The sequence below is a fragment of the Peribacillus sp. NPDC096447 genome, from assembly GCF_044762725.1.
GTDB lineage: Bacteria > Bacillota > Bacilli > Bacillales > DSM-1321 > Peribacillus.
On the sequence record NZ_JBIWEV010000004.1, the window covers coordinates 365,182 to 387,017 of the forward strand.

Sequence of the window (21,836 nt, forward strand, 5' to 3'; positions counted from 1 at the left end):
CTAATTTAACAGAATTATTTTTTATTTTTTTCTTTTTACGCACTTTTTGGCACAAAAAAAAAGACTGCAAATTTGCAGTCTTTACATGAGGGGAAACAAATAAATCGATTTTATTGAGGGTAAATCGAGGTTTCCAGCGAGGAAGAAGCTATATTAGCTTTGGGGAATGAATGGATGAAAATGAATTTTATATACTACTGTAAAGTTTTACTAAATGGTGTTGAAATTTTGTCCATTTATTTTTCATTATGGTCATATAAATACTTTTTTTGTTTCCTATGTTATAAGCATAAAATTGATCGATCCTATTATGACGGAATAAACCACTAATGGTTTTTCCACTTTTATTGAAAACACTCTTGCTTCTGTCCTGAGTCGGGCCGTCATGCCCAAAACTATAAACCAATATGTTCAAATTCCTTGGGCTTAACATCATTTTGTTTAGACCCAATGAATTGAACCCTCTCGGCGACCACTTCAGTTACATATACATATTTACCCTCCTGATTTTCATATCTCCTTGTTTGTATTCTGCCGGTTATGCCGATTATGGCACCTTTTTTACAATATTGAGCAGTATTTTCAGCAGACTTTTTCCATATGATACACTGTACAAAGTCGGCCTCATAGTTACCGACGGTATTACGAAAGTTCCGGTTGACTGCTAAAGTGATATTGGAAACAGCCTTGCCATCGGGTGTGTATCTTAATTCGGGATCCTTCGTAAGCCTGCCGACGAGGGTAACTTGGTTAATCATTTTTTCACCCCTTCCTCTTTAATATGCTTTAATCATACTCTTTCTTCCATCGATTAAAAAATGGAGGAAATGGTCTTGTTACACCATTTCTCTTTATAAAAAACCGTTTGAATTGATGCAAAATCATTTTTTATTGATTAAAATCAGGCAAAAAACGAATAGTAAACAAAATTAAATATTTTGCAAATTTTTATCCTATCCTTCATAATTTAGACAAATGTTGGGTATTCATTTCATTTAGGGACTTTTTTTTAGTATGATATAATTACCTTTAAAAGGATTAATCGATATGTACCATTTCAAAATTTACGTTTAAGAGAGGTAATTACCGCTCTTTCTTGCAAGAAACGGAGGAATTAGATGAAATCATTTAAATTGATCTCGTTGCAAATTGTAACTGAAAATTTTAACTTGATTGATATTGCATTAACAGATGGATTGATTATAAATAAAGAAAACGACGCTAGATCGTGGTTACTGGAAGCCTTTGTAGAAGAAAATCATTTCAAAGAGCTTGAACCTTCACTTCCCGATATAAACGGAGAGGTGTATATCCAGGCCGTCATTACCAACAAGGATAATGAACCGGCTTTGTTTCACACTGTACTACGCACAATAAGAAAAGTCGGCAGCCATTACAGCCTTCTATTCGTTGGTCACATCCAAAAAACACGGAGCAAATATGCAGAACTCCTTCTTGAAGATTTGGTCCAAAAAGGTCTCGTCGGCGATGAATTAATAAATGAGTTCAAGCAAAAAATCCGCTCAAAGCCTAAATTAGCAACCAATAAATAAAAACCCTTCCCTTAATTCCCATCCCCTAACCGAATGCAACATAAAAAGACTGACTTAGATGAAGAAGGATATTGATCCTCTTCTTTCCTAAGCCAGTCTTTGTCATTCTGTGCTAATTACTTATTATTGTCGTCATTTTTATCAGCGTCTTCAATCAATTCATCGGCATCATTATCGACGTTATTATCGTCGTTTTCAAGCAATCCATCATCATTGCCATTCATGCCGTTATCATCTGTACCGTTGTTATCATCTGTACCGTTGTTATCATTTACACCATTGTTATCATCTTCTATGATGTTGTTATCTTCTTCTGGTGCGGGATTGTTGTTGTCATCATTATCCGTTCCACATCCAGCAAGGAACATAATAGATAATAAAGATCCCCCAATTAGTGCAAAAATTTTCTTCATCATTTTTGGCAACCTCCCTTCTTTCTTTATCATTAGCTATTTTGCCCGAATGTGAAAATAACTTGCGTCCTATTTTAAATTTAAAAATAAAATTCTCTAATTTAAATTTAATCATTAAAAAATGCCGGACATAATAATGTCCGGCGTTTAAAGGGAGAATAGAAAGATCTAAAAACCGCTCTTGCTTTAAAAAAGCAATGCAGTGCTCTTTTTATATACACCGCTTCACGATTCCTTAAACCACTTTTTGAAACATATAGTTAATTTAGTTAATTTACTCCATTTCCTTTCACTGAAAATGAATGAATTTCTTATTTGTCACCAAAAGCAAACATGATATCGGCTTCACATGCTGTCTCTCCATCTACCGTTGCCACTGCTTTCCCTTTACCCATTGACCCTCTCATACGCACTATTTCCACTTCCAGACGCAGCTGATCACCTGGTTTTACTTGCTTTTTAAAGCGGCAATTATCAATCCCAGCGAAAAATGCAAGCCGTCCTTTGTATTCTTCCTGTTTCAAAACGGCTACAGCGCCAACTTGCGCTAATGCCTCTACAATTAAAACTCCAGGCATAACTGGATAATCGGGGAAATGGCCATTAAAGAATTCTTCATTTGCTGAGACATTCTTCAATCCTACCGCTCTTTTCCCTTCATCTATTTCAATGATCCGGTCGACTAATAAGAATGGGTAACGATGCGGAATAATTTCCTTTATTTGTGTGATATCAAGCATACTTTTTCCTCCTATGACTTAAATATTTCAAACATAACGTAAACTCGCCCCTGTCATGATGACAGAGGCGTAGTTGCCATGTAATATAAATCCGCTAACGACAGCAACTACTAAAAAAAAACATGGAACTACGCGCCTTTGTTCACTATATCAATAATATGGGTCCATGTGGATTTTTGGAAAACATCCATTGCATGTCCTCCACCAATCACACTGTATCCTAATAGTGCCCCGGATAATACAGCAATGAAAATCAATCCGATAACAATGAGTAAACGAAGCCAAATCGGTAAAAGACGGACCTTGATTCTACGATTCGGTTTCGCCTCAACTTCCTTTATCTCTTCTTCAATTTGTTGTCTCATTACACGATTTTGTTCCATATAGAATGTGAAAGCTCCTTTTAAGAAAACTCGCCGACTGATTTTCCCTATAACCAGAAATTCAGCAGCTATGCAAAATGATCGGCACGAATGATTTCCTTTGTTATGAATTCATTATAACCGATTTGCTCTAATTCCGCAGGGAGACATTTTATTTACCAGATATCTTAACGGATTCCATTGACTAATCCGCTCATTTGATCGGCCATCGTTACCGCCCGGGATTGAAATTGGTAAGACCGCTGAACATTGATCAGATCCGTCATTTCTTTGGAAAGATCGACATTTGAGGACTCCAGAGAGCCTTGACGGACTGCAGCCTGGTTGCGGGAAACCCCTGTTAATGCGGTCATGATATCGTCTTCAGTAACACCCAAGGCATTGAAGTTTTCGGGCAGGCCAAGTAAATTTCCGCCTAAGCGGTCAAGAAATTGGGGTTTTTTTACCGAGACGATCCCGAGTCCAAAATTCTTTTCGCCATATTCTTCCGTATCCACTATCAATAAGCCATTTTCCGAAATCTTAATGTCTTTAATATTTCCCTCAATGAGGATCGGTTCACCATTTTCATCAAGGACTTTATGTCCTGCAGTGGTAACGAGCATCATTTGGTCGTTAGCATTAGGAGATAAATAAAAAGCCCCATCCCTTGTAAGCCTTGTATTTACCCCATTATCGTCCTGAACGCTTACGGTGAAGAATTGGTCCTCCCGGGTGAATGCAGCATCAAGGTTCCGATCCGTCGTCTTTAAGGCTCCCTGTGAAAGCACCAATTGAGATTGGCTTATCATGGCACCTGTTCCCTGCCGGATGCCAGGTGTGGTCAACCTTCCTTTTTCCTTGGTCTCACTCGGTTGATTATTGAAACTCTGTGTCAATAAGTCATTGAAGCTCGTTTGGGTCTTTTTGTAGGCAGTCGTGTCCACATTCGCGATATTATTACTTATATGATCGATTTTACTTTGAAGTTGGTTCAGCGTATTCGTCGCCGTCATCATCGTCCGATTCATGGTTTTTCCCCTTACATGTTCAAATTTCCAAAATCACCTTTTCCTACTGTTCAATTAAAGCCTGCCAACCTCATTGACTGCTTTATCCAAACTTTTATCATAGGCTTGAAGAACCTTCTGATTCGCTTCAAAAGAGCGGTATGCCGACATCATTTCTGTCATCGTTCTCGATTGGTCAACATTGGAGCCTTCAAGAAAGCCTTGCTTAGTAGAAAAACCGACATCTGCAGCCGCGTATGCGCTAGGTAAATCCCCATCATTCACAGCCTTATACAGGCCTTCCCCATCCTTCATGAGCTGTAATGACGGATCATCCGAATAACCGATGCCCATGCGTGCGGTTTGAACATTTCCTTCTAAAATAACACCGTTTTCCGCTACTGTGAACTGATCGCTATCAAGCTTGATCTTTTCATTATTTTCGTTCAATACATAATACCCCGAAGGCGTAGTCAGATAACCTTGCCCATCCAGGGTGAAACTGCCGTTACGCGTATAACGGATAGCACCATCACCATCCTGGACAGTAAAAAACACCGATCCTTGCCGACCCGTTCCTTCATTGATCGGCAGATTTTCATCAACTAAGGAAATATCCGTATTAAGCTGAGTTTCCTCCAATGTACCCTGGGTAAATAAAGGATTCGCCTCCTGTACGTAAACACCCGTACTGAGCCCTCCAACCTGGGATAAGTTAGTCATGCTCAATTTGTTCTCCGTAGGAACCGTTGTACCACCTATGTTGCTTATGAGCATTTCCGGAAAAGACCTTACGCTCATTTGATCCGCTTTATACCCTGTTGTATTCGCATTGGACATATTGTTTGTGAGCAATTCTGTGCGCCTTTGCTGTGTAAGCATCCCGGAAGCAGCCGTATAAAAACCTCTTAACATCTTCTTCACTCCTCAATCTACATAACTTATCCCGTTCAATTTCTCATATCTATCTTATCGGACATGAACATCAGTATCTTAAGGAAAAAGAAAAGCATTAGGCAGAAGAATTTGTCTATATCGTAGGCTAGGTCAGATTTAAAGGAATGGTGTTAAATTTTCGACTAAAAGAAGAGGGCCTATTGCTCATCAGTACTAGAACTGCACGCACTTTCACTATGCCTCACGTTTGTCTGAACCTTAGACCCTATCTTATGATGCGGATTTCCATCCGCTTTTTAGTTGAATTTGTGCCGTGGCAATTTATCCATATTATCAAGCATGATACCGGTTCCTATTGCTACACAATCCATTGGCTGCTCGGCAACGAGTACTGGGACCTTAAGCTCTTCAGCAAGAAGTAAATCAATCCCGTGAAGCAATGCTCCCCCGCCTGTTAAAATGACGCCGCGGTCGATGATATCAGCAGAAAGTTCTGGCGGTGTCCGCTCAAGTACGCTTTTTGCAGCTTGTACAATGATGGAAACCTGCTCGCGGAGAGCCTCCTCAATTTCTTCTGAATTGACCGAAATGGTTCTAGGCAATCCGGATACCATATCGCGCCCACGGATATCGATGACTTCATTACGAGATCCAGGGAAGACGGTTGCAACCTGGATTTTAATGTTTTCCGCTGTACGTTCACCAATGAGGAGCTTATACTTCCGTTTGACATAATTTAAAATTTCATTATCGAATTTGTCACCGGCCATTTTGATAGAAGAAGATGTAACGATATCCCCCATTGAAAGAACGGCAATATCCGTTGTACCCCCGCCAATGTCTACGACCATATTGCCGCTTGGTTGAAAAATATCCATGCCGGCACCGATTGCAGCCACTTTTGGTTCTTCTTCAAGGAATACTTTCTTTCCGCCGCTTTTTTCGGCAGCTTCTTTAATCGCCTTTTGTTCGACACTTGTTATGTTGGTCGGGCAGCAGATTAAAATTCTAGGCTTTGAAAGGAAGCCTTTCACATTCAATGTATTGATAAAATGCTTAAGCATCGATTCTGTTACATCAAAATCCGCAATGACACCGTCTTTTAAAGGTCGGATTGCGATGATGTTTCCTGGAGTACGGCCTACCATTTTACGAGCTTCCTCCCCTACGGCAAGAACACGGTTCGTATTCTTATCAATCGCAACTACCGAAGGCTCATTTAACACAATTCCTTTACCTTTGACATGTATAAGAACATTGGCTGTTCCAAGGTCTATCCCAATATCTCTAGCAAACATTTCTTAAATCCTCCTTGAATATCCTCACATATAACCTACTTCTGTCCTAATTGTTTATTTTACCATATTGCATTGACACAAGTAAGTATGAATTATAAATAAACACTAATATAGACTATTATTTCCTAATTTGCCAATATGTAAAAAAAATCGATGCCTTATGCACTACATTTCCGCTTTTTCCCATAAAAAAACCCCGGCATGGAACCGCAAACAAGGTTGAGAAAAGAGCTGACACTCACTTTCATGTCCGCTCATTCATTCCCCGATTGCCCGATTCACTTCCAATTGCCGGAATGATTCAAGAATCATTTAACGATTTCTTCTTCTCTTTCAGAACGTTTATATTTTAATTTTGTCGCTTCTCCACCTCTAAGGTGACGAATGGATTTATGATAATCCAATATATCCTTCACTTCGTTAGCCAAATCAGGATTAATTTCTGGCAGCCTCTCAGTTAAGTCTTTATGCACTGTGCTTTTAGAGACCCCGAACTCTTTTGCAATGACGCGGACTGTTTTTCTAGTTTCCACGATATACTTTCCTATCTTGATAGTTCTTTCTTTGATGTAATCGTGCACACCACTCGACCTCCCCAAATTGGATGTGAGAAGTGTGAAATGAGATTCGTATTTTTCGAATCGAATACCGCTGCCCTATAAACAATGAAAGATAGAATTATTCACCTATTAGATAATTTGTAATAAACGATTCCTCACCTCAAACACTCTCTTTGCATGGTTTATAACATCTTATTAGCTTGGTTAAGAATATATGCCTAATGGGACAGGAGGTTTGGATTTATTTCTGATTTTCATCTGTTTCTTTTCCTTAAGAGCAAATTATTTCCCGAGAAATTTGTCAGAAATTCAAAGGTTTCAGCATATTGTCCAATATTTCCTCGAAAGAAAAAAAGGAAGCCGTTCAAAGTGAACGGCTCCCTTTTACCAAATTTTCAGTTGTTGTCATTCGTAACGCTTTAGGTTTTTGTTTTGATTTTATTAAAAATCTTAATTTTAATTAGATTGATTTAACGAATCTTTTAAGGAATCGCTTTCTTCAGTTGTACCTTCACCAGGGACAGAGCCTTCCTCATCAGTGCCATGCTCTAAATCAGTGCCCTCTTCAGATTCGTCAACTGCAGGCGCTTCTTCTGTGCCAGTTTCAGACTCTTCGACTGCAGGCGTTTCTTCTTTATCAGCTTCAGATCCTTCAACTGCAGGTGTTTCTTCTTTATCAGCTTCAGATCCTTCGACTGCAGGTGTTTCTTCTTTATTAGCTGAATCTTCAAGTTCGCTGCCTTCGGCTTCAGTTGCCGATTGGATCGCAGATGCTTGTTTATCAACAAAATCAAGTGGGTTTAACGCAATGTTATCTTTTCTGATTTCGAAGTGGACATGTACGCCAGCTTCTTCATTGATTTGGCTTTTTCCAGCTGTAGCAATTGCTTGTCCTTGTTTCACTTTGTCACCGACTGCAACCTTAATGTCTTTAACAGATTGATAACGGGTAACGACACCATCTTCATGCTCAACTTCAACTAAATTTCCAAGTAACGCATCGTCTTGAACTTTCGTTACATTTCCACTTAAGGAAGCTTTTACATCGAAAGACTTTCCATCTTCCATTGCAATGTCTATACCTTTATTTTGCTCATATCTATTGTTGTAGAAAACCAATGCTTCTTCTTGTGCCTTTTCATCCGCATTCACATCATAAAACTGTTTCTTGATAACCGTTTTGTCTGCATCGGCTACAGGCATCTTGATTGTCTCAAGATTACTATTTACCTCTACAGAAGGCTCACCATAGTTTTTTCCTGTTTCAGCTGATTCCTCGCCATCTTTAGCTGAATCATTAAAACTATTTTGTAATAAGAAGGCCGCGGCTAAGATTATGGCTGCACTTGCGATATAGATTGCTGATAATGCCCAACGTTGTTTTAGTATACGTCGGATTGTGGAAGTTGGTTTCTTTTCTTCCTCTCTCATATTAATCACCTCAGCAATCATTCTGAACATTTTGCTAAGATTATATACATTCAGGAAAAAATTTTTTTAGATTTATTTTGTGGAAATGAAACCGATTTTATTCGCAGAATGGTAAAATGTTTGATATCTTACTGTTGAAGGATGTTTAAATCATGAAAAAATCTTTTAAACTTGTGTTAACGTTATTGCCTTTCCTATATATGATTGCCATTTGGATAATGTCGAGCAACCCCGATGATATGATTCTTGATCTTCCCTCATCCTCAATTGACCGATTTATCAAAGAGGCACTTCATCTGGTCGAATTTGCCCTTTTGTATATATTATTAGTTTCGGCCCTTGCCGCAAACCAAAAAATGAAACCAGGTTTAAGCCTGCTGGCTGCCCTTGTAGCTTGCCTTTACGGAGTTATTGATGAATACCATCAATCTTTCGTCCCATACCGCTCCTCTACCTTAATAGATGTCATTAAAGATATCATTGGAGTAGCTGCAGTCTATTTTCATGTCCAATATCATTATTTCAAGCGTAAACGGGGCTTTTTGACGATTATAGAAAAATTAAACGAAAAAAAATGAGAGATGGGGTCCCCATCTCTCATTTTTTTGCCGTCATCGTATTCAGCCACTTACTTGAAGACTGAACTTTGACGCCTTTATAATAATATTTAACGATGTCTTCATAGGTTTTTCCTTCCCTGGCCATGCCATTAGCACCGTACTGGCTCATTCCAACTCCGTGTCCGGATCCTTTTGTCGTGATGACAATCCGGTTGCCTTGACGCTCCCAGTCAAAATCGGATGATGTCAGCCCGAGCTTCTCACGAATCTGTTTTCCTGTCATTTTCTTTCCTCCGATTTCCACTAAACCCACGCGGTTACCCGATGTTCTTTCAATGACAGTCCCTATTGATGTTCCCGAAGAAAGACTGACACCCAGCTTTTTTTCAAAATCTGCAGTATCGACAACAACTTTATTATAAAATTTTGGTGATTCTTCTTTATCCCACGGACTGGATACACTTTTTAAATAGGGAAATTCAGCTTGCCAATAGTCCTCTGAATTCTCCGTATAGCCATTGCTGGTCGAAAAAAAAGTGGCAGTAATCGGTTTTCCTTCATAGGTTAAGATTTGACCCGCCGTTTCCTTTATAGCCTTGTTGATTTTTTGCATCTTCGATTTATAATCAGAGCCCCACTGTTTTTTCAGCTCATCATTATTCTTATAAACTTGGTGCATGACCGTATCGCTTACATCGGCACCATCAGGCAAGCCTAATCGACTTTCGCTTATGAGCTGATTGACAATGTAGGTTCTCGCTGTCAATGCTTGTGCCTTCAGGGCTTCTTCTTCAAAATCTGCTGGCATTTCAGCTGCAACCACACCAGTCAAGTACGATTCAATCGGCAGTTTTTCAATCTTTTTTACAGATGTGCGGTAAACGGCAACTTCTACGGAACTCATTTCATTTGCAGCTACCTCTTTACCCTCATTCTTCACTTTCTTTTCCAACTCTTCGGTCAATTGCCCACTTGTCTTTTCATTTGAAAATGGAAGCACAAGCACTGCTGGAATCATGATAATTACGAATGCTACTGCTATGAATAGTACGATCATCGGTTTGATTGCTTTCAAATTCCTGAGCCTCCCTACACTTGTTTTCTCTGCCGTAAATCGCATTCAGCAGGTATCTTTACATAACAAATGTATGTCGAAGGACAAGCTTTTATGAATAGAAAAACGACAACTATTTAACTGCAGGCGATGAACCCGGAACAAGACAAAAAAAAACCATTCACGGTTCAATGACTCGAACGTGAATGGTTTTATAAGCTAACTTATGCGTTTAAATCTGCGATTTTCTTTGTTTCAGCAGGCACATCTTCGTTAATACGTTCCACATCAGCACCTAGAGATGCCAATTTACCATGGAAATTCACGTACCCTCTGTCAAGATGCTTCAATTCTGTAACACGTGTAATGCCATCTGCAACCAATCCAGTCAGGATGAGCGCTGCCGCGGCACGTAAATCTGTTGCAGCTACTTCAGCACCTTGAATGTTAGTTGGTCCATTAACGATAACGGAACGACCTTCTATTTTAATATTGGCATTCATGCGACGGAATTCTTCAACATGCATAAAACGGTTTTCGAAAACGGTCTCCGTAATCATACTTGTTCCTTCAGCACGAAGTAGTAATGCCATCATTTGCGATTGCATATCAGTCGGGAAACCAGGATGCGGCATTGTTTTGATATCAATGGCCTTCAAGGTTTTTGGACCGATAACGCGTAATCCATCTTCTTCTTCAAGAATTTCAACACCCATTTCCTCCATTTTGGCAATAAGGGAAGTAAGGTGTTCAGGTACAGCTCCTTGAACAAGAACATTGCCGCCAGTAAGAGCGGCCGCAGTCATGAATGTACCAGCTTCGATACGGTCAGGTATAATCGTATGTTCAGTGCCATATAATTTATCGACACCTTCGATTCTCATCGTACCAGTACCGGCACCTCTGACTTTGGCACCCATTTTATTAAGGAGATTCGCAAGATCTACAATTTCAGGCTCTTTGGCCACATTTTCAAGAATAGTTATACCTTCAGCAAGTGTTGCTGCCATCATGATGTTTTCAGTGGCACCCACACTCGGGAAGTCAAGATACACTCTTGCACCCTTAAGTCTGCCTTCAACCTCGGCATCAATGAAACCATTGCCGACCTTCACTTTTGCTCCCATCGCTTCAAAGCCCTTTAAATGCTGGTCGATAGGACGTGATCCGATGGCACAGCCACCAGGAAGAGCAACGCGGGCCCGGCCATTCCTTGCTAGTAATGAGCCCATCACTAAAACGGAAGCTCTCATCTTACGTACATATTCAAATGGTGCTTCTTCTAATAACTCTCTTGATGCATCTACAGTTACTTGATTGTCATGAAAGGCAACATCTGCATTTAAGTTGCGCAATACTTCATTGATTGTATATACATCGGAGAGCGTAGGAACATCTTTAATGATACTTTTCCCATCACTTGCTAATAATGTTGCAGCGATAACTGGCAAAACGGCGTTTTTAGCACCTTCTACTTTAACTGTCCCGCTAAGCCTTTTTCCGCCGCGGACGATGATTTTTTCCAAAAGTATTCCCCTCCGCGTCCATTTTCTCTATATTAATATTCAAACGTTATGATTGGTGTGCCAACTACAAAGTTCGTTCGGTCACCCAATCCTTCTGTCCGTAGCCCAAACTGCAAATTTAATTTTTCTTTTGTCAAAGGTTGTTTAAACAATGTTGAATGTGCAGATATAGATGTAAAGTTTGTTTCATGCACACTCTCAATTTCCCTTGCTTGGAACATATCTAACAGGTCTTCAGTTTTAGAGTTTAAAACCGAATCCATATTATCATTGATAGACCCTTTAATACAAGAAAAAATTGAAGGAGTTCCTATAAATAGGCCATTCACCCTGTTTCGGAACGTAGCAGTAAAAAATGCCGAATTGGCTTTCTTCCACTTTTTCCCCTTCACTTCGTAAATAACATAGGTAACTTTATCAAATTTCTCTTCCGTTGTCATTATTTTGATAGACTCGGTCAGACCTGAATCGACATTGTAAGTTAACGCCTCTGCCTTCCAGCCGGAAGCATCATCTTTCCGGTGCCATTGAAATTGAGGGTATTTTCGTTTTAAAGCTGTAACTTCGCTTTCAAACTCTTGTTTAGTTGTAATCTCTTTATTTATTTCTCTAGTGAGTACAGACCAATCCCCTATGTCTAAATCTTTATCTTTTTGTAACAGTCCCACCAATTTAACTATATCTGGTTTGCTTTCTGCCACAATCGTACTATTCCCAATTAAAATCACCATCAAACCGATAAATACTATGTATGTTAACATTTTTTTGTTTAAATTAAACATGTTAAATCCCTCCCCTTTTACACATTCTTTCCACAAGGAGAGAGATCATACTTCGAGTTTTCCGACAATTGGTGACAACTTCCCCTTAAACTGGCAGGAAGCAAAAGCGAATACAAGAGTAGAATCATATTTTGCTATAAGAAAATTCTTACAGCATATCAGTCATTACTAAACATATACGGAAGTTGATTTGCAAATCCCAGGTAGTCGAGGAAGAAATTACTTACAACTGAACCGATGGCAACCGTTAATAAAATATATAAAACCCTGGCCTTGATGACAGAATTGGATCTTAATATTTTATCAAAATGTAATGCCTGGAGAGCCCACCAGGTAACTGCGATGAAAAACAAGTGTGCAATTATTCCTGTTAAAGCCTGCTGTCCCATTGCTGAAAACATGTACATACCTCCTAACAGACACCCGAATTCTATTCTAACACAAAACCCCTTCATATTTGGAATTTAAAAGGAAGAATTGCAAAATATCTTTTAAAAATGTAAATAGAGGCTTGATCCAATGGAACAAGCCTCTGATACAGGCATTATATCATTTACTTGAAATAAAGTCTGTAAATTCGCCAAATTGATCATGAATAAAATCAAAGGCAATATTTGGCGCCACCCCGAAAAGTATGGTGCCTATTACGCAAATGATCAACACAATGTAAAGACCCGGACGGATATTAATGACCTTCTCTGAATGAATGGGTCGGAAAAAGACCTGTACCAATAATCCGAAATAATATACATAGGATACAATGGTACCTGCAATCATGATTCCCGCAAGGACAAAATGTCCAGGCTCCGTTATGAATGTTCCAAGAAAAATATTAAGTTTCCCAATGAAACCTGTCGTTCCGGGGATTCCAGCAAGCGACAGGATAAATACGGTGAATGCAATGGCAAGATAAGGTGATTTCCTCCCCAGTCCTGCAAGAATGCTAATATCTTCTGACCCACTTTGGCTGGATAGCAGCTGAATGACTGCGAATACACCGATATTCATTAATACATAAGCCATTAGGTAAAACCAGACAGTATCCAGGAGAAAATATCCTCCGCCCAATGTAGCCACCGCTACAAGCAGGTAACCCGCATGGGAGATGCTTGAATAAGCGAATAATCGTTTTAAATTTTGCTGCCTTAACGCAACCACATTTCCAATGATGATCGTCAGGCCCGCCAACGAAGCTATATAGATATTATTTTTTTCCAAAAAGTCGAGCGCTCCGAACGTATCACCGGAAGCTGTTAGGAACAACGAGAGAAAAATGCGCAGGATGATGACGAAACCCGCCATTTTCGAAATTACACTCAAGAAGGCTGCGACCGGTGTCGGTGCCCCCTCATACACATCCGGCGCCCACATATGAAATGGAGCGGCAGCTATCTTGAAGGCTACACCGACAAACACCATGAAGAAAGCTATGCCCATGATGTATTGCAGCTGTCCGTCCGTCATCGCAGCCATCGTCCGGCTCATTTCGCCTAGATTGACGGAACCGGTCACTCCATATAAATAGCTCATCCCAAATAAAGTGATCGCTGTGGAAATGCCTCCGTTTATCACATACTTCATGGACGCTTCGTTGGACTTCCGATCATGCTTGCGTATTCCGACCAATATATAAGATGAAAGTGAAAGAAGTTCCAGTCCAACGAACAGCGTTATCAAATCACCGCTTGAGGACATGACCATCGCTCCAAGCAAAGCGGTCAGGAACAGATAATAAAATTCCCCCCGGTGCTCCCGCAGCCCCTCTTGCGGTTCATATCCTTCAGCCAGAAGGATGATTAGGGCAGCTCCGAATAACAGTAGCAGCTTAAAAGCTTTTGCAAATGAATCCAAACGAAACGTATCGGATAAGATACTGACTGTCTCAAAGGATAGCAGGCTAATCAGTGACAAACATGCCAAAATGATTCCGGTTAGCGCGAGCCATGCCAGTTTTCTCCGATTAAAGTGCTTCGGCCAGAATAAATCCAATATCGAAAGAATCATGGTCGTTCCAAGGATGATGAATTCCGGCATCATCGCTCCCCAATCATAAGAAAGCATCGTGTTCCAATCCATCCTTCATCGCCCCCCTAGAGCTAGCATCATGGCTTCAATCGTTCCTTGAAGAGGCCCGCCTAACAAATTTGGGTATACCCCAATAGATATTATCAAACCGAGAAGAACCAATACAGGGATAAATTCCCAGCTTCCAAGGTCCCGTTTCTCTTTTTCTATCAAGCTAGCATTTTTTCCGAAAGTCATCAGCATGACCGCCCTCAGTACATAGACAGCGGTTAATACAAGCCCGATCACGCCTATTGCCGCAAGCAAAGGCTGACTCTTGAATAAGCCAAGAAATACCATGAATTCACTGATGAAGCCGGACATGCCAGGCAGACCGAGTGAAGCCATCCCGCAGGCTAACATAAACCCTGAAAAAATCGGCATCGACTTGGCCAATCCCCCTAGCTTAGGAAGCATGGTGGTTCCCGTCCGCTCATACAAAACACCCACCAAGAAAAACAACAAAGCAGCAATTAGCCCGTGTGAGATGACTTGAAAAATAGCTCCCTGAATGCCTGCTTCATTCAAGGCTCCCAGCCCCATCAAGACGATACCCATATGTGAGATCGATGAGTAGGCTAAAACGAGCTTGAAATCCGTTTGTACCAAAGCTAGAAATGCACCATATAAAAAACTGAGGACCCCAAATAGGACAATGATAAAGGCCAAGCTTTTATATTGTTCAGGAAATATCCCCATTCCAAACCGGATGATTCCGTACGCCCCTATTTTCAATAGGACACCCGCATGTATCATGACTATGGATGGAGGTGCTTCTGCATGGACCCGCACCATCCAGCTGTGAAAGGGAAAGACGGGCAGCTTTATCGCAAATGCTACGAGAAAGGCGAGACATAAACCATATTTCATCGAACCGGATATTGGTGCAAAAAGTGAAACACCGCCCATTGTCATCATCTGTGTCAATGCTGCAATGTTGGTCGTACCTGTCCTGGCAAACAAAATCAAAATAGCCACTAATAAAACAGCCGAACCAATGCCATTATAAATCAGAAAACTATAAGAAGCTTTCTCCCTCTCCAGAAAGCCCCATCTGCCAATTAAAAAGAAAGCAGGAATCAAGGTCATTTCAAAAAAGATGAAAAAAAGGATCAAATTTTCTGCGGTGAAGACACCGAGCATCCCAATCTCCAGGATCAAAAATAACAAATAATACCCTTTCCATTCCTTTTTTATATAAATGGATGCGATTGCGGCAAGTGATGAAATGATGGTTGTCAGTAATATGAAGATGAGACTTAATCCATCCAGCCCCAACTCAAAGTCAACCGTGAAGAGCTTGGGATCATACATCTCCAAATTCCCAAACCTGATCCAATTCAACTTAATGTCAAATAAGGATAGGGCCACACCCGAATAATATTGGCTGCAAAGAAAGAACGATAGGAAAAGAGGAGGCAGTGTTCCGAAAAAGCCAAATTGTTTAATCGTCCTTTCCTCTTTTTTCGGCATGAGGGCAACCATCACTATGCCCAGCAGCGGTGAAAAGACTAAAAGCGAGAGCAAATAGACATTCATCTTAGATACCCCCCAGTTACTGCAAAAATCACCAACAGTACCGCAAGTCCCAGAAAGGCTATCATGCCATATTGCTGTACCTGTCCTGTTTGCAGTTTAGACCCTATTTTCCCCAGTCCTTCTATCGAGCTTGTTACAGTGGAAACCAGGCCGCCGACAATGAACCTTTCTATATAAGATAGGAATATACTAAAGCCTTTGACTGCATAGCCTGCAGTGTAATGGTAAATCTCATCAATATAATACTTATTTTCCAAAACCCGATATACCTCGGAGTTTTCTTTGACAAGCCAGTCCCGAGGTAACTTCTTTTTAGCGTATATCATATAAGCAAGGTATATCCCGGCCAGCGATACAAGCACGGCCAGCAACATTATCCAAACGGGTCCCTCACTATGGCTGGCGCCTAGAACAGCTTCATTTCCCTCCACAAGCCACTCCCCAAGGAAAGTTCCAAACCACGGTGTTTGGATATACCCGCCGATTACAGCAAGCAAAGCCAATGCGAGCATGGGAATTAGCATGATGGAAGGTGATTCCTTGACCTGTTTTACTTGACTGCACGAATCGCCTGCAAACATCATGAAAAACAGCCGGAACATATAAAACGCAGTTAAAAAGGAGGTAACCACCGCTAGACCAAACAATATATAACTACCATTCTCCCAGGCTGCCATTAGAATTTCATCTTTACTGAAAAAACCTGAGAGCAACGGAAACCCCGATATCGCCAACGTGCCAGTCAAGAACAGCGGCCCAGTCCAATTCAACTTACCCCATAGGCCGCCCATCTTTTCCATATCCTGTGTATGTATAGCATGAATAACACTGCCTGCTGCCAAAAACAGCAATGCTTTAAAAAAGGCATGGGTCATTAAATGAAACACACCGGCCACATATCCCGAAGTACCCAAAGCAAGCATCATAAATCCAAGCTGAGAGATTGTCGAATAAGCCAATACACGCTTAACATCCTTTTGCACGATGGCAATGCTTGCGGCAAATATGGCTGTAATTCCGCCTGTTATCGCTACGACCTGCATCGCAGCAAAACTTGCCATGAATAGCGGAAACATGGCCGCCACCAGGTAAACCCCTGCAGCAACCATGGTTGCTGCGTGTATCAATGCGGAAACCGGAGTCGGGCCTTCCATTGCATCCGGAAGCCATGTGTGAAGTGGAAATTGTCCAGACTTCCCAACCGCTCCGATAAAAATCAAAATAGCGATTAAAGTCAGTTTTTCACTTGATATCATGCCCGATTGAACGGCTTGAAAGATCTCTCCATATTCAAAGCTGCCTGTTTCCCAGAATAGCAGAATGATGCCGATTAAGAGCCCTACATCCCCAATCCTGGTCATGATGAATGCCTTCTTCGCTGCAGCCTTAGCTTCAAGTTTATAAAAGTAAAACCCAATGAGCAGGAAAGAACCCACCCCGACCAATTCCCAGAAGATATAAAGTTGTAATAAATTTGGTGCCATGACAAGTCCAAGCATGGCAAAGGTGAAGAAGCCCAGATAAGCATAAAAAATGGAGAATCGCACTTCACCCTTCATATACTCCTTCGAATATATCTGGACAAGCAGGCTGACAAGGGAAACGACCACAAGCATCAAGGCATTAAGCTGATTGATTTCGAATCCAGCTGAAAGTTGCGTCCCCCCGAAGGAAAGCCAATCTATCGATATATTATAAGTAGGTTCTTTAAATCGTTCCATCAGGACGAGCAACGATAAAACAAACGAAGCCAATGTACATATTATTCCTATAAAAGCCCCTCGTTCCCGCAACCGTCCGCCTGATAGAAGCAGAACCAGAAACGTGACGAGTGGAAAGACCGGTATGAGCCATGCGTACTCCATCATCGTATCAAATCCCCTTCTTCATTTATATAAACCTTCAATTCTTCATAATTTCCATTTCATCGACATTGACCGTCTTCCGATTGCGATAAAGGGACATTAGTATAGCCAGCCCTACTGCCGCCTCGGCCGCAGCGATCGTAATCGTGAATAAGGAAAAAACTTGACCCGTAATGGATGGCGTTACCCCGAATTTACTGAAGGCAACTAAATTGATATTTGCAGCGTTCAGCATCAGCTCGATTGATATCAAAACAATGACCGCATTTCTTTTCGTCAAGGCACCATACAGCCCTATACAAAATAAAACGAGTGCCAATACAAGGTAAGCCGACAAGGGAACTCCCGTCATGATCGATCTCCCTCCTCATCATCTTTTTTAGCCAATACGATGGCACCGACTAAAGCAACAAGCAGGAGTACCGACATCACTTCAAAAGGAATTACATATTTTGAAAAAAGTTCGATTCCTATTTGCTTTGTATTTTCCTCATGCAAGGCCGTTGGCTGTACAGGTATATCCAGATTATAAATCCCCAGATACACCGCCACGGCAAATCCAGCAATCGCCGCCAGCAAGGAGAATTTCCCCCAGCCCCCTTTAGCGGGTGCCTCATTTTCTTGGTGTTTTGTCAGCATAATCCCGAATAGCATCACGATCGTAATTGCCCCTGAATAAATAAGGATTTGGACAATGGCGACAAACTCGGCCGAAAGCAACATATAAATGCCTGCAATGCCCAAGAAAGTAAAAACAAGTGCAATTACCATGTGAACCACTTTTGTTAAGGTAATCAGCAGCACCCCGCCTAATATCGAGACGAGTGCCAAACCAATGAAGGCAATTAATTCACCCGACAAACTCATACTTTATTCACCTTCCGGATATTTTCATCATTTTCATCCAGCCACTCCAGATTTTTAAATAGATGATCACGGCTATACTCGGCCAGCTCGAATTGATTCGTCATCACGATTGCTTCTGTAGGGCAGACCTCCGTACATAAATCACATAAAATGCAAATCTCGAAATTGATGTCATACGTATCGATGATTTTCCCTTTTTTCGACGGGTCCGGATGTTTCTTACCAGTTAATTGAATACAATCCGTTGGGCAAATCGTCACGCATTGATTGCATACAATACACTTTTCAGGATAGAATTTCTGGATTCCGCGGAATCGGTCAGGAAGTGGAAGTGGCTCATTCGGGTAGTCATAGGTCACTTTTTTCCTCGTCAAGTTCTTTAATGTATAGGTTAAACCTTTTGCTAAACCAAGCATATAAATCCCTCGCTTTCCGACCAGCTTAAGTTTCTAAAAAAGGTTAATCAATTCTTTTATAAGTGCCGTCAAAAATATATTAGCCAATGCAACCGGAAGCAGCACCTTCCATCCGAATTCCATCAATTGATCGGCCCTTATACGAGGAAAGGTTACACGAATCCAGACCAATACATAAAATACGGCACTGAACTTCAGACCGAACCAGATGGCTGCCGGAATAAAATCCAAAAACGGAATAGAATTCCATCCCCCTAAAAATAATACAGTGGTTAGCGTTGCCATTGCAAACATATACACATATTCGGATAACATAAAGAAGGCCCAGCGAAATCCAGAGTATTCAACATGATAGCCAGCAACAAGTTCGGATTCCGCTTCCGGAAGATCAAAAGGAACCCTGTTCAACTCTGCAACCGATGCAATAAAAAAAACGATAAACGCAATCGGCTGAAGAAAAATGAACCAAACCCTTTCCTGGGCTTCAACTATATCATTCAAGTTTAAACTGCCTGTTATGAGGACGATTCCCACTAGCGACATCACCAAAGGGATCTCATAAGATATCATTTGCGCGGCTGCCCTCATTCCGCCAATCAAAGAATATTTATTATTGGATGCCCAACCCGCTGTGACGATGCCGATGGTCGATATGCCGGAAATCGCCATATAATAAAGCAATCCGACACCTATATCAGCAAATTGAAAGGCATCGGTGAACGGCAAGGTCGCAAGGACCATGAAAGCAGGGGCAAAAGCAATCACCGGAGCTAAAATATATAACGGCTTATCAGCTTTTTTCGGTATCGTATCTTCCTTGATCAGAAGTTTCAAAACATCTGCAACGGTCTGCAAGAGACCCCATTTCCCCCCAATTTGGTTTGGGCCGACACGCATCTGCATGAATCCCATGATTTTTCGCTCTGAAAGGATTCCATAGGTTACAAACCCTAATACGACGAACAGGAGCAGGACTGCCAAACCAAAAAAAATGCCAAAATTCAGCAGGCTTGGAGCGGAGTGGAGAAGGTCCTTGATCATTTATCCATCCACCTCCCCTAAAACTATATCGATTGCACCTAATATCGTTATCAAGTTCGCCATATTTTCCCCTTCCAATAATTTCGGAAGTATTTGCAGATTATAAAATGAAGGTCTGCGAAATTTCAAACGGTATGGCTCCTTTTTCCCTTCACTCGCGATATAACAGCCGATTTCCCCTCTTGGTGATTCTATTCGGACAAATGCTTCACCCTTAGGAACCTTTATTATTTTGGGGACCTTTGCAAGGACCGGCCCTTCTGGAAATTGCTCAACCGCCTGCTCGATGATTTTCAGTGATTCTTCGATTTCAACCATTCTACAGTGATAGCGAGAAAAGGCATCACCCTCTTCCCTTGTAGGAACATCAAATGTGAACCTGTCATAAATCGAATATGGTTCATTTTTTCGTAAATCCCATTTCACACCTGTACACCTTAAGTTGGCACCGCTAAGCGAATACTGCAAGGCTTCTTCCTTCGTATAGATGCCCACCCCTTTAACCCGATTCACAAAGATTTCATTCCCTGTCACAAGCTCATGGTAACCGGCAAGCTGCTCCCTCATATAAGGGACAAACTCGGCAACCTTCGCAATCCAGTCTTCAGGAGCATCCCATTTCACACCTCCGATACGCATATAATTGAATGTAAGGCGTGCCCCTGACAATTCAGTCAATAAATTAACGATCATTTCACGCTCTCGAAAGGCGTATAGGAAAGGGCTCGTCGCACCTATATCCAGCAAGTATGTACCCCACCAGACAAGGTGGCTTGCAACTCTGCCCAATTCCATTGCGATCACCCGCAAATATTCTGCCCTTTCGGGAATCTCCACCCCCATCATTGTCTCAACAGCATGGCAAAGCACATAATTATTTGTCATTGCCGCTAGATAATCGAGCCGATCGGTATATGGGATTATTTGTGTATATTGCAGATTTTCCGCTAATTTTTCCGTACCGCGATGCAGATACCCAATAACAGGTGTAGCCTCTTTTATAATTTCACCGTCAATCTTGATGACAAGCCGAAAAACACCATGTGTACTCGGATGCTGCGGCCCGACATTGAGAAGCATTTCTTCCGTCCTTAACATTGGGCTTACACCTCCACATCATAAGGCTGATAATCTTTTCTAAGGGGATACCCTTTCCAATCATCACCAAGTAAAATCCGTTTTAGATCAGGGTGTTCATAAAAGTTAATACCTAATAAATCATATGCCTCACATTCTGGCCAATTTGCTCCTGACCATAATGAGACCAATGATGGAATAACGGGAGATTCCCTATCAAGCTTCACCTTCAAGGCAACTGATTGGTTCATTTTGAATGAATGTAAATGTACATAGATTTCCATATGGGATTCAAAATCCGTACCATGAAGTTCCGATAAATACGAAAAGTCAAGCTGTTCATCGTATCGCAGAAATTTCGCTATTGAGAAATATGTATCCGGATTAGCCACTAAAGTGGGTACATCTTTTGATAATCTATTAATATAGTGCTCTAATAATGCCCCTTGTCCTAAATGGCTTTCAATAGCAGAAACAATTTGATCGAGTTTCGACTGATTTGGGGAAAGCTCGCTAGGGACGATAACTTCCTCGCTTTCCTTTACAGCGGTCCTGTTCTTCGCAGCAGCAGCTGCTGCTGCCTTCGCCTTGGCCGCTGCCGCCGCTTTTTGCTTCGCTATATCCGTTTCATCTTCCGCATCTGCACTTTCAGCTTTCGCCTGTTTTCGGGCCAGTGCTGCCGCTTTCGCCTTGGCCGCTGCCGCCGCCTTTTGCTTCGCTATATCCGTTTCATCTTCCGCATCTGCACTTTCAGCTTTCGCCTGTTTTCGGGCCAGTGCTG

At 41.3% G+C, this 21,836-nt stretch carries 24 protein-coding genes; 2 read left to right on the plus strand and 22 right to left on the minus strand.

Annotated features, from left to right (window positions below; all coding sequences use genetic code 11):
• Positions 1–395 precede the first annotated feature (395 nt).
• Complete coding sequence (gene ssb, locus ACIQZD_RS16090) at positions 396–758, minus strand: single-stranded DNA-binding protein (RefSeq protein WP_350300665.1); 363 nt, start codon at positions 756–758, stop codon at positions 396–398.
• 360 nt (positions 759–1,118) lie between these two features.
• On the opposite strand from ssb, the gene ACIQZD_RS16095 reads away from it, so the two are divergent.
• Positions 1,119–1,553, plus strand: a complete 435-nt coding sequence (locus tag ACIQZD_RS16095; protein ID WP_350300666.1) for a YwpF family protein — start codon at positions 1,119–1,121, stop codon at positions 1,551–1,553.
• A gap of 116 nt (positions 1,554–1,669) precedes the next feature.
• Here the strand turns inward: ACIQZD_RS16095 and ACIQZD_RS16100 are convergent, their stop codons facing one another.
• The 8 genes from ACIQZD_RS16100 to spoIIQ all read right to left on the minus strand — a co-directional run bounded on the left by ACIQZD_RS16100 (position 1,670) and on the right by spoIIQ (position 8,264).
• Positions 1,670–1,969 carry a hypothetical protein gene (locus ACIQZD_RS16100; RefSeq protein ID WP_402904491.1) on the minus strand — a complete coding sequence of 100 codons (300 nt, stop codon included), beginning with the start codon at positions 1,967–1,969 and terminating at the stop codon, positions 1,670–1,672.
• A 308-nt stretch (positions 1,970–2,277) separates the two neighbouring features.
• Complete coding sequence (fabZ, locus tag ACIQZD_RS16105) at positions 2,278–2,706, minus strand: 3-hydroxyacyl-ACP dehydratase FabZ (RefSeq protein ID WP_034315755.1); 429 nt, start codon at positions 2,704–2,706, stop codon at positions 2,278–2,280.
• 128 nt (positions 2,707–2,834) lie between these two features.
• Positions 2,835–3,089, minus strand: a complete 255-nt coding sequence (locus ACIQZD_RS16110) for a DNA-directed RNA polymerase subunit beta (RefSeq protein ID WP_137016469.1) — start codon at positions 3,087–3,089, stop codon at positions 2,835–2,837.
• Between the two features lie 167 nt (positions 3,090–3,256).
• A complete protein-coding gene (locus ACIQZD_RS16115; RefSeq protein ID WP_402904493.1) occupies positions 3,257–4,099 on the minus strand; it encodes a flagellar hook-basal body protein in 843 nt (280 codons plus the stop codon).
• Positions 4,100–4,153: 54 nt separating this feature from the next.
• Complete coding sequence (locus ACIQZD_RS16120) at positions 4,154–4,993, minus strand: flagellar hook-basal body protein (RefSeq protein WP_402904495.1); 840 nt, start codon at positions 4,991–4,993, stop codon at positions 4,154–4,156.
• A gap of 278 nt (positions 4,994–5,271) precedes the next feature.
• Positions 5,272–6,273: a rod shape-determining protein gene (gene mreB / locus ACIQZD_RS16125; RefSeq protein ID WP_101223816.1), complete on the minus strand. Its 1,002-nt coding sequence runs from the start codon at positions 6,271–6,273 to the stop codon at positions 5,272–5,274.
• Between the two features lie 308 nt (positions 6,274–6,581).
• Entirely contained in the window at positions 6,582–6,854 is a 273-nt protein-coding gene (gene spoIIID, locus ACIQZD_RS16130) for a sporulation transcriptional regulator SpoIIID (protein WP_034315767.1), read from the minus strand.
• Positions 6,855–7,289: 435 nt separating this feature from the next.
• Positions 7,290–8,264 carry a stage II sporulation protein SpoIIQ gene (gene spoIIQ / locus ACIQZD_RS16135; RefSeq protein WP_402904498.1) on the minus strand — a complete coding sequence of 325 codons (975 nt, stop codon included), beginning with the start codon at positions 8,262–8,264 and terminating at the stop codon, positions 7,290–7,292.
• Positions 8,265–8,416: 152 nt separating this feature from the next.
• On the opposite strand from spoIIQ, the gene ACIQZD_RS16140 reads away from it, so the two are divergent.
• Complete coding sequence (locus tag ACIQZD_RS16140) at positions 8,417–8,842, plus strand: VanZ family protein (protein ID WP_402904500.1); 426 nt, start codon at positions 8,417–8,419, stop codon at positions 8,840–8,842.
• Between the two features lie 19 nt (positions 8,843–8,861).
• Here the strand turns inward: ACIQZD_RS16140 and spoIID are convergent, their stop codons facing one another.
• From spoIID to ACIQZD_RS16205, 13 genes are all read right to left on the minus strand, one after another.
• A complete protein-coding gene (gene spoIID, locus ACIQZD_RS16145; RefSeq protein ID WP_402904502.1) occupies positions 8,862–9,899 on the minus strand; it encodes a stage II sporulation protein D in 1,038 nt (345 codons plus the stop codon).
• A 203-nt stretch (positions 9,900–10,102) separates the two neighbouring features.
• Positions 10,103–11,404: a UDP-N-acetylglucosamine 1-carboxyvinyltransferase gene (gene murA, locus ACIQZD_RS16150; RefSeq protein ID WP_098371638.1), complete on the minus strand. Its 1,302-nt coding sequence runs from the start codon at positions 11,402–11,404 to the stop codon at positions 10,103–10,105.
• A 32-nt stretch (positions 11,405–11,436) separates the two neighbouring features.
• On the minus strand, positions 11,437–12,186 hold the full coding sequence (locus tag ACIQZD_RS16155) for a YwmB family TATA-box binding protein (RefSeq protein ID WP_402904504.1): 750 nt from the start codon (positions 12,184–12,186) through the stop codon (positions 11,437–11,439).
• Between the two features lie 158 nt (positions 12,187–12,344).
• Positions 12,345–12,587 carry a DUF1146 family protein gene (locus ACIQZD_RS16160; RefSeq protein WP_101223821.1) on the minus strand — a complete coding sequence of 81 codons (243 nt, stop codon included), beginning with the start codon at positions 12,585–12,587 and terminating at the stop codon, positions 12,345–12,347.
• 148 nt (positions 12,588–12,735) lie between these two features.
• Positions 12,736–14,262, minus strand: a complete 1,527-nt coding sequence (nuoN, locus tag ACIQZD_RS16165; protein WP_402904507.1) for an NADH-quinone oxidoreductase subunit NuoN — start codon at positions 14,260–14,262, stop codon at positions 12,736–12,738.
• Between the two features lie 3 nt (positions 14,263–14,265).
• Entirely contained in the window at positions 14,266–15,789 is a 1,524-nt protein-coding gene (locus ACIQZD_RS16170; RefSeq protein WP_402904509.1) for an NADH-quinone oxidoreductase subunit M, read from the minus strand.
• Entirely contained in the window at positions 15,786–17,657 is a 1,872-nt protein-coding gene (gene nuoL, locus ACIQZD_RS16175; RefSeq protein WP_402904511.1) for an NADH-quinone oxidoreductase subunit L, read from the minus strand. The genes ACIQZD_RS16170 and nuoL overlap by 4 nt, the downstream gene beginning before the upstream one ends.
• 34 nt (positions 17,658–17,691) lie before the next feature.
• Complete coding sequence (nuoK, locus tag ACIQZD_RS16180) at positions 17,692–18,006, minus strand: NADH-quinone oxidoreductase subunit NuoK (RefSeq protein ID WP_098371643.1); 315 nt, start codon at positions 18,004–18,006, stop codon at positions 17,692–17,694.
• Positions 18,003–18,521 carry an NADH-quinone oxidoreductase subunit J gene (locus ACIQZD_RS16185; protein WP_402904513.1) on the minus strand — a complete coding sequence of 173 codons (519 nt, stop codon included), beginning with the start codon at positions 18,519–18,521 and terminating at the stop codon, positions 18,003–18,005. Before ACIQZD_RS16185 ends, nuoK begins: the two co-directional genes overlap by 4 nt.
• Positions 18,518–18,937 (minus strand): NADH-quinone oxidoreductase subunit NuoI, encoded by a 420-nt coding sequence (nuoI, locus tag ACIQZD_RS16190; RefSeq protein ID WP_048685828.1) that lies wholly within the window; start codon positions 18,935–18,937, stop codon positions 18,518–18,520. Before nuoI ends, ACIQZD_RS16185 begins: the two co-directional genes overlap by 4 nt.
• 33 nt (positions 18,938–18,970) lie before the next feature.
• Positions 18,971–19,978, minus strand: coding sequence for an NADH-quinone oxidoreductase subunit NuoH (gene nuoH, locus ACIQZD_RS16195; protein ID WP_402904515.1), 1,008 nt, complete (start codon positions 19,976–19,978; stop codon positions 18,971–18,973).
• Positions 19,979–21,076: an NADH-quinone oxidoreductase subunit D gene (locus tag ACIQZD_RS16200; protein ID WP_402904517.1), complete on the minus strand. Its 1,098-nt coding sequence runs from the start codon at positions 21,074–21,076 to the stop codon at positions 19,979–19,981.
• 5 nt (positions 21,077–21,081) lie between these two features.
• A partial coding sequence (locus tag ACIQZD_RS16205) for an NADH-quinone oxidoreductase subunit C (protein ID WP_402904519.1) occupies positions 21,082–21,836 on the minus strand: 755 nt, incomplete at its 5' end.